This window comes from Moraxella bovis, assembly GCF_002014975.1.
Lineage (GTDB): Bacteria > Pseudomonadota > Gammaproteobacteria > Pseudomonadales > Moraxellaceae > Moraxella > Moraxella bovis.
In genome coordinates, this window is record NZ_MUXV01000007.1 from 21,673 (window position 1) to 35,080 (window position 13,408).

Below are 13,408 nucleotides of genomic sequence, written 5' to 3' on the forward strand. Positions count from 1 at the left end.
TTTTAATTTAATTTTGTTGGAATATTGATGGTTATAACAGAACCTTCAGGAATGACAATACCATAATCTTCTGGTTTGGCAAATACCGAAACATCAAAATCCACAGGCACGGCTGGAATATTAGTTTTCACCATTCCAAAACCTGATTTAATAGCAGGTTTTTCATTATCTTTAACACGCAGTAAAGCGGTATTTTCTTGTTCACCAAATACAAAATCAATAAATGAATTGTCTTTAATGTTGTATTGCTGAATAAATTCAATCGGTAATTCAATTTTATCTTGATTAACACAAAGTGTTGCTATCATAATTTGTTACCTTTTATTCAATATCTTTACAAATAAATTATATAAGATTTCGTTGGGTTTTTATTATCAAAAACCCAACTTATCCCATAAAAATTACTCAAAAACAAGTCAAATCACCGCCTTTGGATATGACCCCAATGCCCGCACATCTTTGGCGATTTTGGCGATGTCTTCAATCGCGTTTTTGACGTTGTCGTCAGCGATATGCCCCGTCATGTCGATAAAAAACACATATGCCCATTTGTTCGGACGCTCAGGGCGGGTCTCAATGCTCGTCATGGATACGCCATGTTTTTTTAGAGGTTCTAGTAGCTCAATCAACGCCCCCGCACGGTCTGGGCTGGACACCACGATGGACGTTTTGTCTTGACCGCTTGGGGCAACGGTTTCGTGTCCGATGATAAGAAAGCGAGTGGTATTGTTGGGATTGTCCTCAATGTTCTCAAAAAGTTTATGCAAGCCGTATTCAGCCACCGCCACATCACCCGCAATCGCTGCTGAGTGCCATTCGTTTTGTAGGCGTTTAGCAGCTTCACCATTAGATGACACCGCCACTCGCTCGACATTGGGGAAATTGGCGTCAAGCCAGTGACGGCACTGGGCAAGCGACTGCTGGTGGCTATAAATGCGACTTAGGCTGTCCACTTTGGTGTGTTCTGCCACCAAAAAGTTGTGATGAATGGGCAGTTCCACCTCACCGATGATTTTTAGGTTTGACCCCAAAAATGCGTCCAACGTATGATTGACCACGCCTTCGGACGAGTTCTCCACAGGCACCACGCCATACATGGCAGAGCCTGCCTCCACTTCACGAAAGACATCGGTAATCGTGGCAAGTGGCACGGTGGTCGCTGCCTTACCAAAATGTTTTAGGGCGGCGGCATGGGTAAACGTACCAACAGGCCCCAAAAAGGCGACCTTTTGTGGAGCTTCAAGTTCTAGGCACACCGACATAATCTCCCGAAACAGGCGTGCCATTTTCTCACCCGATAGCGGGCCTGTGTTTCTTGCCATGACTGCTTTTAGCACTTGGGCTTCACGTTCGGGGCGATAAAAAATGGGGTGATTCTCGTGGTTCTTTTTGGCAATGGCGACCTGCTGGGCGATGCTGGCTCGCTCGTTGATAAGTCGTTGAATTTGCTCATCAATACTGTCAATCTTACCACGCAAATCGGTGATTTGGTTGGTGTCTAGGTTGGCTTTGTGGGTTTGCTTGCTCATGTCTGCCCTTTTTTTGTGTGCTAAAAATAGGTTAATGATACATGAAAATTAGGGGTTTGGGCAAATGTTTTTTGGGGTTTTGAAAAAATTGAAATATTAGCTTGTAATTTTGTAGCTTACAGGCTACAATACTCAAAAAGAGTAATTTTATGTTTACGATTGAAAAGACAGAACAGTTTGATGAATGGTTAAAATCACTAAAAAACCCAATCGCCAAAAAGGCAGTCATTAGCCGTTTGTTGCGACTTGAAATGGGGCATTTTGGCGATATTGATAATGTTGGCAAGGTGTTTTTGAACTTCGCATTCATGTCAATGTTGGCATTAGAGTGTACGCCATACAAAAGGGTGAAACTTTTATTTTGGTATTATCAGGCGGAGATAAATCTACCCAACAAGCTGATATTATCAAAGCCAAAGAAATTGCAAAACTTGGGAGAATAGCAATGAAAACCAGTAAATTTAACGCATTTGATTATTTTGAAAGTGATGATGAGATTTTGGATTATTTAAGTGATTGCTTTAATGACGATGACCCACAATTATTTGTTACCGCCTTATCGCATTTGATAGAGAAAAAAGGCGTTGCAGAAGTTGCTAAATTAACAGGACTAAATCGTGAAAGCCTATATAAAACCGTGAAAGGGCAAACACAGCCAACATGGGCGACCGTGCATAAAATTATACACGCTTTAAAAATCCAATCCAACTTTGCTTATGCTTAATTTAAACGATGGCAAATAATAAATCTGCACCCCAAAAATTGATATGGCAAACAGATAAGGCTGATGGCAAAAACCTTATGGCATTATTACAAAATGACAGAAAAGCCAATGATGAATTAACTACTTTATTAGCATTAAGTAAAACGATTAAAGATAATGCGGATAATACACCCAAAGAAATTTAAAAATGATACAGTTAGGCGAATGTGATTCGCCCCTACACGTCCAAATTTTAAAATGGTTATTTGATTCACTCCTGCAACACCAACGCCACCACCCAATTTTGTCGATTAAAGTTACACGCCGTTTCATGATTGGGACTACATTCTATCTCGCTTGGGGCGGGCAATATCGCCTTGCCGTCATCGTCCATAGGAATTTTGCGTAACATGACGGTATGCAGTACATTACCGCCGATGAGCCAAATCTCACGATTTTCCTTATCAGTTTTTACGATAATATCACAATGAGCAGGCAAGCCACGTCCACTCTCTGCCAAATACTTATCCAAATCCTGATAACTACCAATCAGCTCACGCCCATAACTTCGCACATAGCACAGCATATCGCCCTGTTTTAGGGGGTGCGTTTTGGGGTCTTTCGTGCGATAATCGCCCACGCCTTGCCAAGATGTAGCGATATAATCAAAATGGCGTGGCGACACATAAAAATCCACGTCCGCCTGTCTCATCACATACGACACAAAGCCTGCCGACCATGCCACATCACTTACAAAGGCTCGGCAAATGTTGGTGCTGGCATTCTCGCCCCTGTCCGCCTTGTCGCAACGCTCATAAGGCAACGCTCTATCAAGCCGTGCCAACGCTCCACTATCACGCCAATACGCCACCACACGCTCCCACGCTCGTGAGCCGTCTGTCAGGCGTGCGTTTTCGGATTCGTAATGGCTGTATTTGGCGATTTGTCCGTTTGTGGTAATAAACGGCTCGCCCCATGCCTTGTGTTCACGCAGGGCGATTTGGGCGATACGTTCGGATTTTGGGGCATTTGGGGCAAATGTGGGCGTGGGCGATTGCCACAAATTGCCTTGTGGATTACCCTGTGGGGCGTGCGTACTCAGGCAAGCGGATAGGACTAAGGCGGTGCAGAGTAGGGGTAGAAGTTTTGGCATGGCGTTGTATTTATTTAAAAGGAAATTTATTTTATCATTAAATGGGGGTTTTAAAAAGCAAGACAAATATATTCCTACCCCATTCTCAAATTTATGCAAGTGATTGATATGTAGAAGGAAAATATAATTTTCCCCTACAATCGCAAACCAAGCGTTACAAATCCACCAAGCGACAAAATAGCTCATCATACGCCATTTTTTCTTGTACGTTTTGTCCCACCGCCACCGCCATGTCATCAAGGCTTGCTAGGAAATTTTCTACCTTGTCAAGGCTTAGATTGTCCGCCCCATTTATCAGCCCTGCCACATCCATGTCGGTATGAATGCTATCAAGCCCAAGCCCCACTCGCACCACGTCCATAAGCATAAGCCGTGTCAAAACAGCAAAATCAGCAAAACTCATCACGCCCTGCCAGTAGTCGCTCGCACTCACTGCCGACCGCTCGCCATGCCTTAGCGTAAGCCATGTTTTTAGCCACAATACACGCTTACCAAACCACACTGCCTTTGGCAACTCTACCGCCTTTAATACCGCCCCGTCGGTCAGTGTCAGGGCAAGTCTGGCAAGACTCTCATCGCCCAGCACCCCACCCACATAAGCCAACGCCACATCATGAGCAACAGCCCCAAGCGGTAGGGCTTGCACACGGCTTTTTATCGTGGGCATGAGCTTGGCAGGGTTGTCGCTTATCAGTATCAAATGCACGCCTGCCCGTGGCTCTTCTAAGGTTTTTAGCAGGGCATTGCTCGCCCCAATCGTGAGCGTGTCGGCATCATCTAGCACGATGAGCCGAACGCCATGCCCCTTGACGTGGCTATACTCTTGCAAGGCTCGCACGTCATCAATCTTAATGGACGACCGCTCACTCTCATCAGACGTAGGCAGGCTCTCGGACGGTAGTACCATAACATCAGGGTGCGTCCCCGCCCTAAGCCACGCACAGCTTTGGCAAGACCCACACGCACCCTGCTCGCCCTTGTCATCACAAAGTAGCCACGCCACAAACCGCCACACAAATTCACGCTTGCCAATGCCTGCCATGCCACACGCCAACAGCCCATGCGGTAATTTACCGTCATAAAACTGACCGACCACCTGCTCCCAAGCGTGGGTTTGCCAAAGCAGTAACGGGGCAAAATAGGACAACTGTTCTTGTTCGTTCATATCAGAATTTCAAAAACTCATCAATCGGCATGGCATTTAGCCTATCCAAGTCTTCCTCGGTATCCACCCCAAGCGGTAAGGCGACTTTGGCGACATCTATGGCGATTTTTTGCCCGTTTTCCAAAATGCGAAGCTGTTCTAAACTCTCCAAACGTTCCAATACGCCCTGCTCCCATGTGCCAAATTCCTTTAACAATTTGACCCGATACGCATAAAGCCCCAAATGACGATAGGCGTTTTTTGGTCTCTCGCCAAGCTCGCCTGTCAAATGAGCATCTCTGTCGTAAGGCATGGGGCTACGGCTAAAATACAAGGCATTCTGGCGAGCGTGGACGACTTTTACCACCGAATTTTTATAAAAATCATCATAATTATCAATCACTTCACACAAAGTCGCCATGACACAGTCAGAATTTTCCACCAAAAGATTTTTGGCTTGTTCTAGCAGTACAGGCGGTACAAGCGGTTCATCGCCTTGCATATTGATAACAATGTCATTGTCCGCCAAACCCAAAATCTGTGCCACCTCGCCCAGTCTGTCCGTGCCTGATGAATGCTCACCCGTCATCACCACAGGCACGCCCGCACACTCACACACCGCAAAAATCCGCTCATCGTCCGTTGCCACACATACGCTGTCGGCAAAAGTCGCTTGCAGGGCTTTTTGAGCTGTCCAGAGAATCATGGGCTTGCCGTGAATTTCTAGCAACGGTTTGGCAGGTAGGCGAGTGGATTTGTAACGGGCAGGGATAATGATGTGGGTTTTCATAAAGTTTTTTGTGTTGCGATAAAAGACCCATTATAAAGCAAAATCAACCAAACGAAAAGCACAACGGCACCCAAATTACCCTACAAAAAATCTTAACCATACCAGATAATTTCGCTATAATCAGTGATAATTCCTTACAATGAAAACTGTCATGACATCATTTAAAAACAAACTTTCCAAACTCTCCCTAAGCACCACCCTAATCTATGTTGCTATTTTTGGCTTATCGGCATGGGCGTGCGAAAGACCACAGGTGAGTGGTTATGATGATGTGAGTTGCCTAAATGAGGGCTTGGCATGGGTTAAGCAAAACGGTAAATATGGGTTTATTGATAAAACTGGCACAATAATTATTCCTGCTCAATATGATGATATTTACGGTTTTAGCGAGGGTTTAGCACCAATCAAACAGGCTAATAAATGGGGTTTTATTGATAAAACAGGCAAGGTGGTCATTCCCATTCAATATGACGATGTTTATACTTTTAGTGAAGGTTTAGCACCAATTGAACAAAATGGTAAATATGGATTTATTGATAAAATGGGCAAATTAGCAATGCCTGCTCAATACGACAGTGCTTATAGTTTTCGTGAAGGTTTAGCGGTAATTGAACAGAACGGTAAGTATGGATTTATTGATAGAACAGGCACAATAGTTATTTCCACTCAATATGATGACACTCACAGTTTTAAAAATAATCAGGCTAAGGTTAAATTAGATGACGAAACATTTTACATCGACAAAACAGGCAAACACATTCAATAATTTCAATCACAAAAGGCAGGTAAATCCTGCCTTTTTAATCCCCAATCCTAAGCTCCCTAAGCACCTTATCCATCTCCCCATACACCCCATCAGACAACACCGCCTGTACAGGCAAAACCCATACATTGTCAAAAATCGCATGGGGCGAGCATTTGGCAAGTTCACGCAATTTAACCGCATCTTTACTGGTTGTGATGATTGGCAAATCGGTCAAATCCGCCAAATCATCAAGAGTAAAATCATGATGATCGCCAAAAACACGCTCCACCACGTCAAAACCAAGCTCATTTAACGTTTTAAAAAAGCGAGCAGGATAGCCAATACCGCTTACCGCATAGACCTTTTGGGGTGGTAAAGTTTTATCATTTACCGATTTGTCATTTCCCAAAAGTGGCATGGGATTGTTTGGGGCTAAGTGCATTAAAAGGGCATTATTATCATATTTCTCGGCTCGGCTATCATGATAAATCACAGTCGCCCCATTTAGGCGGTCTATCGGCTCACGCAAAAAGCCTTGCGGAAAGAGTTTCTCATTACCAAAGCCACGCACCCCGTCCACGACTATCCATTCTACATCTCGGTGTAGGGCGTAGTGTTGTAGTCCGTCATCACTGATGATGAGTTGTAGAGTTGGATAATTTTGCATCAATAAATCAATGACTTGCCCACGATTTGCCCCCACCGCCATTGGCACGTTTGTATTTTGGACGATAAGGCACGGCTCATCGCCGACTTCTTTGGGGGTACTACCTTCACGAACCAACGCAGGGCGACTGTCCGCCCGTCCATAGCCCCGACTTATCACGCCCACGTTTACGCCTTTGTCTTGTACATATTTGACAAGGGCAATGATAAGCGGTGTTTTGCCACTACCGCCCACCGTGATATTGCCCACCACCATCACAGGAATGGGGGCGTGGTATTTGGCAAGTTTATCATTATCATACAAGGACTTACGCACACGACCCACCACGCCATACAGAGCGGACAACGGGGCGAGCGTGGCAAGCATGGGGGAGTTGTCCTGCCATGCCTTTGTGATGAGAAGTTCTAAGTTTTTCATGCCTTGCCCTGTTCGCTTTGCTCATCAAAGGTACGCTCGTACATGGTGCGATACATACCGCCTTTGGCAAACAGCTCGTCATGCGTGCCCATTTCCACGATTTGCCCTTTATCCATGACGATGATACGGTCGGCATTGGCGATGGTGGATAAGCGATGAGCGATGACAAGCGTGGTACGACCGTGCATGACGGACTCTAATGCCTTTTGGATATAATATTCACTTTCGTTGTCTAGGGCGGATGTGGCTTCGTCCAATATCAAAATCGGTGCATCTTTTAATAACGCCCGTGCGATGGAGAGTCGTTGGCGTTGTCCGCCTGACAGTTGCAAGCCGTCCGACCCGATAAAACTGTCATAGCCATCTGGCAAATCCATAATAAAATCATGAGCATAGGCCGATTTGCTTGCTTGTATGATGTCATCACGGGATTTGGCGGATAATGCCCCATAGGCGATGTTATGAGCGACCGTATCCAAAAATAGTGTAACTTGCTGATTGACCATGGCAATCTGCTCACGCAAAGACGATAATTTAATGTCATCAATGGGCGTGCCATCTATCAATATCTGTCCCGATGTCGGCGTGAGTGAACGAGTAAGCAAGTTCACCAGCGTGGTCTTGCCTGAGCCTGACCGCCCGACCACCGCCACCGTCTCGCCTGCCTTGATGTCAAGGTTAAAGCCCTTTATCGCTTGCAGGCCACTCTCATAAGTCAAGCTCACATCATTAAAACGGATATTACCATGAATGACAGGGGTTAGCGTGCCTGTATCACGCTCCTCGAGCGTGTCCAACAGTTTAAACACAGACGCACCCCCTGCCAAGCCTCGTTGCAACTTTTGATTGACATCGGTCAAGGCTTTGACGGGACGGGCAAGCAATCCTGCGGCGATAAGAAAAGATGCAAACTGCCCTGCCGTCATGCCCCCAAGCACTTCAGGACGTAGCGACAACCACACCACAAAACACATCCCTGTCGCCATGAGTAGCTGAATGAGTGGCGAATTAATGGCGGCAAGCACGGTGATTTTCATGCCTTTTTGTAGGTTGTCCAGACTTGCTTTGTTAAATCTATCGGCTTCATATGTCTGTCCGCCGTAGTTTTTGACGACTTGATAGCCCGCCACCGCTTCATTGGTGATATGGCTTACCGCACTCATGCTCTCTTGGATGCCTGTCGAGAGCATGGCAAATTTTTTGGAGACCTTTTTGATAATCCAAAAAATCGGTGGCACGACTATCATCAAAACAAGCGTAAGTCGCCAGTTGCTATAAAACAGATAACCAAACAACGCAATGACCGTCAAACCTTCTTTTAGTAGCGTGGTAATCGCCTCGTTACTGCCTGCGGTAACTTGCTCCACATCAAAGATAAGTTTGGATGAAATGGTGCCGGCAGGGTTTTTTAGATAAAAATCAGACGGCAAACGTAACAGCTTTTCAAACACCGCCACACGCAAATGATAGACAAGATTACGAGAAATATACGCCGAATAATATCCCCCCAAAAACGCCCCAACCCCCCGAAAGAAAAACAGAGCAATTACCAAAAACGGAAACCAAAATTTGCCTTTTTCATCATTATTGTTAATGGCATCAATAATAAACTCAAAGAGCTTGGCACTGGCAACCTCAGAGCCTGCACTTAACACCATGCCAATCGCCATAAAAATCGCCGCCCACCAGTAAGGTTTTAGGTAGGACATCAGACGCAAAAAGACCGCCAATTTATTATTGGGGTCAAAGTTGGTTTGGGGGGTAGGTTTTGACATGATTTTTAAAAGAAAAGTTTTGTGGCATTTTAACACAAAATGCCACATCGCACCGCATAAATCGTGCGATTACTTACTACTGCTTTGTGGCGCTGGCACGACGGTGCTGATGTTTAGGTTTAAAAAGCCCATTTTACCTGCCACATCCATGACACGCACCACCGCTTGGTGTGATGCTTCGGCATCGGCTGCGATGACAAACAGTTGTTTGCGGTTACTGCCCGCTTCTTTTTGGAGCATGTTAATGAGCTCAGCTTCGGTACTAGACCCTAAGGCAAGCCCATTAACCAAATAAGTACCGTCTTTTTGTACCGCCACTTCTATCTGTTTGCCTTCGTTGGTCACTGCCACGCCTTCGGCTTCGGGCAGGACGATGTTAATGCGACTAAAATGATTAAAGGTCGTCGCCATCAGCAAAAATACAATCAAAAACAGCAAGCAATCAATCATGGGGGTCAGATTGATTTCTAAAGGCTCAACGGTTGGTTTACGAAATCTCATGGCGATACTCGGCTATGACTGCTATTGGTGTTGGGGCTAGGCGACAGGCTCGCTGGCTAGGATTGGCTCTTTTTGCGAACCATCTTTCATCAGCCCATAATCATACATCTCTTGGATGAGTAGCCCCGCTTCGCTTTCAAATTTGGCATTAATATCCACAATACGTCTTTGAAAATAACGATACGCCATCAGAGCAGGAATGGCGACAAACATACCGCCTGCGGTCGTAATCAAAGCCTGAGAGACACCCCCTGCGAGCATGGCAGGGTCTTGCATGGAGCCGTCTGTTACTGCCAAAAATGAGATGATGATACCCAGTACTGTCCCTAACAAACCTAAAAGCGGTGCAATCGCCCCAATCGTACCGAGCATGTTAATGTTCTTCTCTAAGGTATGAATCTGTACACTCGCACGGTTTTGCATGTGCATGGTCATACTGTCCAGTCCATACTGGCGATACAAGAGTCCCGTTGCCAAAATATCGCCCAATGGTGACTCGCCTTTGATGGTAAGCAAAGTGTTTTTATTGATATCACCTTTGGTGCGTAACTGGCTAATCAGCTGTTCTCTAAGTCCGCTCGGAGCAAGCAAACCCATGCGTAACACTTTGCCACGCTCGATGATAATGACCAGTGCCACAATAGAACACACGATGATTGGCAACATCAGCCAACCGCCCGCTTTGACAAGCTCCCACATAATTTACACCGTTACACAATTATTAATTAAAACATCGAGACTTTGCCACGCCAAGCTGTGCCATCAGCCCACTTAGCTCATCATGGCTATGAAAAAATATCTCCACACTACCCTTGCCATCTTTGCCTTGTTTTAGCTTGACCGTCGCCCCCAATGCGTCCGAGAGCTTCTGGTTTAGGGCGATGACTTCACGACTATTGACTAAGACTGCCTTTGGCTCGGGGTGCAAGATAGACTTGACCAGTTTTTCTGCTTCACGCACCGTCATGTCCGCATGAATGATTTTTTTGGCGATGATGGGCTGTTGGTCTTTGGACAAAGACAACAAAGTGCGAGCATGACCCATGTCAAGCAGGTTATCCATCATAAACGCTTTGACTTCATCATGCAAGGCGTTAAGGCGTAGCAGGTTGGATACGGTCGTGCGTGCCTTACCTACAACATCGGCAATCATCGCATGACTCATGCCAAACTCGGTATGAAACCGCTCCAACGCCGCCGCCTGCTCTAACACCGTCAAGTCTTCACGCTGGATGTTCTCAATGAGTGCCAAGGCAATCGCCACTTCATCAGACAGCACACGCTCGATGGCAGGAATGGTGATAAGCCCTGCCAGTTTGGCGGCTCGCCAACGTCGCTCACCTGCGATAATCTCATGGGTAATGCCATCCGCCTTACTCTCACCATCTAACAAAGGACGGATAACGATGGGTTGCATGACCCCATGCTGACGTACCGATTCGGCAAGCTCCTGCAAGGCTTCTTCTTTAATGTCTCGTCTGGGCTGATATTTACCTGATTGCAATCTGGCAGGGTCGATTTGAATGAGCGTGACCTGTTCACTATCTTGGGTGGGCTCAGACTGGGTAGTCTTGGCAGATTTGCTGGCTACTTGGGCGGTGCTTTTGTCGGCATTGGCTTTTGTGCCAGTTTTTTTGGGGCTGGCTGACTTTGGGGCAGGGGCAGATTCCGCTGTCGGCATGATGGCTTCTGCGGTCAAATCTCTTTCTCGTTTAATGTTGCCCATTAAGGCTTCTAAGCCACGTTTCGTGCCAAGCCCACGCTTTTTTGTCATGCCCATTTACACCAGTGTTACAGAAAATAGCAGGGTATTTTACCACAAATAACATCTCATGTTAAAGGCTAAGTATGCTTTTTGTCGTAAAAATACCCAAAGTTGTCTTTGGGTAAGGGGTAAATTCAAAATCAATATGACTCATAAATATAAGACTCATCGCTCGCTTCGGGCATGATGAGCCACATGATAAGATAAAACAAAATCCCACCAAACAACGTCACCGTTGCCGTCAGTGGAATAGACAGCACAAACAGCCATCGTAGCACCGCAGGCGACCACCTCATGTATTCAGCAATACCGCCAAACACCCCTGCCATCAGGCGATGACGTTTTGAACGGTGTAAGCGGATAAGTTTGGGTTTAGTGCGTGTAAGTCTAGCATGGTCAGGGCTGATATGATGGGTCATGGGCTATCTTTACCTTTTAAAGTTTGTATAAATTAAAATTTGCATTAAAACAATTTAAACATAACACTTTTTTAATAATACTTTTTTGGGTAAATACAATGCCCTTTTTCAAAACTTTACATTGATAAAATAAAAGAGCGGAAAAACCCGCTCTTATTAGGGCGTGCCTACCATTGATAACATTTTTGTAAAAATAAGATAAAAATTTTACATTTTAAATCAATTTTTGCATGAAAAATGGCTAAATCTTGTTTTTCATTGCAAATACCAAAGGCAGGCACGCCCTATTTATTGTAAATATGACAAATTTACACCGCTTGAATCGCCGTCAAGGCAATGGTATAAACAATGTCATCCACCAAACAACCACGAGAGAGGTCATTTACAGGCTTGTTTAGACCTTGTAGCATAGGACCCACACTAATCACGCCTGCGGTACGTTGTACGGCTTTATAAGTGGTGTTACCTGTGTTCAAATCAGGGAAAATAAACACGTTGGCTTCGCCTGCCACGGCTGAATTTGGGGCTTTTTGTTTGCCCACGCTTGGCACAGACGCTGCGTCAAACTGTAGGGGACCGTCCACTTTTAGCTCGGGGGCTTTTTCACGGACAATCTCTAACGCACCTTTGACCGTATCCACATCAGGGCCTGAACCTGAATTCATGGTAGAGTAGCTAATCAAGGCAACTTTGGGGTCAATGCCAAACGCTTTGGCAGACTCGGCGGACTGGATGGCAATCTCAGCAAGTTGCTCGGCGGTTGGGTTGGGGTTTACCGCACAGTCGCCATAGACGACCACTTGCTCGGGCAGTAGCATAAAGAACACGCTAGATACTAGGCTATACTCTGGGGCGGTTTTGATAAGCTGGAACGCTGGGCGAATGGTGTCGGCTGTCGTGTGTACCGCACCTGACACTAAGCCGTCCACATCGCCCACTTGTAGCATCATCGTACCAAGATACACGGTGTCTTGTAGAGCCTCTCTTGCTCCTGCTTCGTCCAGTTTACCCTTACGGCGTTCTACCATAGAGGCGACATATTTTTCAATGATAGTGGACGGCTCGATGATTTCAATATCATCGGGCAAGGTTACGCCACGCTCGTCCGCCACCGCACGGATTTTGGCAGGGTCGCCCAACAGCACGCATTGGGCAATGCCACGACTTTGGCAAATCGCCGCCGCTTCAATGGTGCGTGGCTCATCGCCTTCGGGTAGAACGACACGTTTTTTGGCGTTTTGGGCAAGGCGAACCACTTGGTTACGAAACGCATAGGGCGACAGCTTTTGTGTACGCTCAGACGTTTTGTAACTTTCAAATGCCCCACCGTCAATCTCAGACAGATGACCATCTTTGTCGGTGCGTGCCACCACTTGCACTTTGCCAGACAGTTCGGCTGTGCCAATCACGCCCCAAATACGCTCGCCTTTGATACCGCCAAACACAGACGCAAACACAGGCAGACGCACGTCATTATCGCCCACCAAAATCACGTCCGCATCAAAACCTGTCCCCAGCTCACGGTTCACGCGGTTGGCATAAGGACGGCTTTCATCGGCAAGTACGCCCACCACCACACTCACGGGGGCGGATTGTTTGGCGATGACGGTTTCTAGTAGGTCATCAAGGTTGTTGTCGCTAATGGCACTGACCAACTCATCATGGCTTGGAATGGCGACAATCTCGCCACCGACTAGGCTTGCAACATTTTGAGCCAACGTTTGCATGTTGATTTGGCTGGTGGTGGGGATGAGTAATAATGTTTTCATAAGTTACCTTTATCGATTTATTAGTAAGATT

16 protein-coding genes are annotated in these 13,408 nt (G+C 46.1%); 4 read left to right on the forward strand and 12 right to left on the reverse strand.

Annotated elements, in window-relative coordinates; translation table 11 throughout:
- Positions 1–2: 2 nt before the first annotated feature.
- Positions 3–308 (reverse strand): hypothetical protein, encoded by a 306-nt coding sequence (locus B0182_RS01985; protein ID WP_078273340.1) that lies wholly within the window; start codon positions 306–308, stop codon positions 3–5.
- A gap of 108 nt (positions 309–416) precedes the next feature.
- Positions 417–1,529 carry a prephenate dehydratase gene (gene pheA, locus B0182_RS01990; protein WP_078273341.1) on the reverse strand — a complete coding sequence of 371 codons (1,113 nt, stop codon included), beginning with the start codon at positions 1,527–1,529 and terminating at the stop codon, positions 417–419.
- A 149-nt stretch (positions 1,530–1,678) separates the two neighbouring features.
- On the opposite strand from pheA, the gene B0182_RS01995 reads away from it, so the two are divergent.
- From B0182_RS01995 to B0182_RS14160, 3 genes are read left to right on the forward strand one after another with little or no spacing between them, the layout of a single operon-like run.
- Positions 1,679–1,972, forward strand: coding sequence for a type II toxin-antitoxin system RelE/ParE family toxin (locus B0182_RS01995; protein WP_228157783.1), 294 nt, complete (start codon positions 1,679–1,681; stop codon positions 1,970–1,972).
- A gap of 2 nt (positions 1,973–1,974) precedes the next feature.
- Positions 1,975–2,253 carry an addiction module antidote protein gene (locus tag B0182_RS02000; protein ID WP_065255417.1) on the forward strand — a complete coding sequence of 93 codons (279 nt, stop codon included), beginning with the start codon at positions 1,975–1,977 and terminating at the stop codon, positions 2,251–2,253.
- 8 nt (positions 2,254–2,261) lie between these two features.
- Complete coding sequence (locus tag B0182_RS14160; RefSeq protein WP_158079595.1) at positions 2,262–2,438, forward strand: hypothetical protein; 177 nt, start codon at positions 2,262–2,264, stop codon at positions 2,436–2,438.
- A gap of 65 nt (positions 2,439–2,503) precedes the next feature.
- Here B0182_RS14160 and B0182_RS02005 read toward each other — a convergent pair whose 3' ends face one another.
- The 3 genes from B0182_RS02005 to kdsB all read right to left on the reverse strand — a co-directional run bounded on the left by B0182_RS02005 (position 2,504) and on the right by kdsB (position 5,319).
- A complete protein-coding gene (locus tag B0182_RS02005; RefSeq protein ID WP_158079596.1) occupies positions 2,504–3,385 on the reverse strand; it encodes a DUF2272 domain-containing protein in 882 nt (293 codons plus the stop codon).
- A 154-nt stretch (positions 3,386–3,539) separates the two neighbouring features.
- Positions 3,540–4,550, reverse strand: a complete 1,011-nt coding sequence (locus B0182_RS02010) for a DNA polymerase III subunit (protein WP_078273343.1) — start codon at positions 4,548–4,550, stop codon at positions 3,540–3,542.
- 1 nt (position 4,551) lies between these two features.
- Complete coding sequence (gene kdsB, locus B0182_RS02015) at positions 4,552–5,319, reverse strand: 3-deoxy-manno-octulosonate cytidylyltransferase (protein WP_078273344.1); 768 nt, start codon at positions 5,317–5,319, stop codon at positions 4,552–4,554.
- A gap of 253 nt (positions 5,320–5,572) precedes the next feature.
- Here kdsB and B0182_RS02020 point away from each other — a divergent pair, with 253 nt between their 5' ends.
- The gene (locus tag B0182_RS02020) at positions 5,573–6,085 is read left to right on the forward strand and encodes a WG repeat-containing protein (protein ID WP_158079597.1); all 513 of its coding nucleotides are present in this window, start codon (positions 5,573–5,575) and stop codon (positions 6,083–6,085) included.
- Between the two features lie 34 nt (positions 6,086–6,119).
- On the opposite strand, the gene lpxK is transcribed toward B0182_RS02020, so the two are convergent.
- The 7 genes from lpxK to pta all read right to left on the reverse strand — a co-directional run bounded on the left by lpxK (position 6,120) and on the right by pta (position 13,377).
- The gene (gene lpxK, locus B0182_RS02025; protein ID WP_078273346.1) at positions 6,120–7,148 is read right to left on the reverse strand and encodes a tetraacyldisaccharide 4'-kinase; all 1,029 of its coding nucleotides are present in this window, start codon (positions 7,146–7,148) and stop codon (positions 6,120–6,122) included.
- On the reverse strand, positions 7,145–8,923 hold the full coding sequence (msbA, locus tag B0182_RS02030) for a lipid A export permease/ATP-binding protein MsbA (protein ID WP_211271623.1): 1,779 nt from the start codon (positions 8,921–8,923) through the stop codon (positions 7,145–7,147). The genes lpxK and msbA overlap by 4 nt, the downstream gene beginning before the upstream one ends.
- A 69-nt stretch (positions 8,924–8,992) precedes the next feature.
- Positions 8,993–9,424, reverse strand: coding sequence for an ExbD/TolR family protein (locus B0182_RS02035; protein WP_078273348.1), 432 nt, complete (start codon positions 9,422–9,424; stop codon positions 8,993–8,995).
- Between the two features lie 36 nt (positions 9,425–9,460).
- On the reverse strand, positions 9,461–10,123 hold the full coding sequence (locus B0182_RS02040; protein WP_078273349.1) for a MotA/TolQ/ExbB proton channel family protein: 663 nt from the start codon (positions 10,121–10,123) through the stop codon (positions 9,461–9,463).
- Positions 10,124–10,145: 22 nt separating this feature from the next.
- Positions 10,146–11,198, reverse strand: coding sequence for a ParB/RepB/Spo0J family partition protein (locus B0182_RS02045; RefSeq protein WP_078273380.1), 1,053 nt, complete (start codon positions 11,196–11,198; stop codon positions 10,146–10,148).
- A 131-nt stretch (positions 11,199–11,329) separates the two neighbouring features.
- Complete coding sequence (locus B0182_RS02050; protein ID WP_078273350.1) at positions 11,330–11,608, reverse strand: PspC domain-containing protein; 279 nt, start codon at positions 11,606–11,608, stop codon at positions 11,330–11,332.
- A 308-nt stretch (positions 11,609–11,916) separates the two neighbouring features.
- The gene (gene pta / locus B0182_RS02055; protein WP_078273351.1) at positions 11,917–13,377 is read right to left on the reverse strand and encodes a phosphate acetyltransferase; all 1,461 of its coding nucleotides are present in this window, start codon (positions 13,375–13,377) and stop codon (positions 11,917–11,919) included.
- Positions 13,378–13,408: the final 31 nt, after the last annotated feature.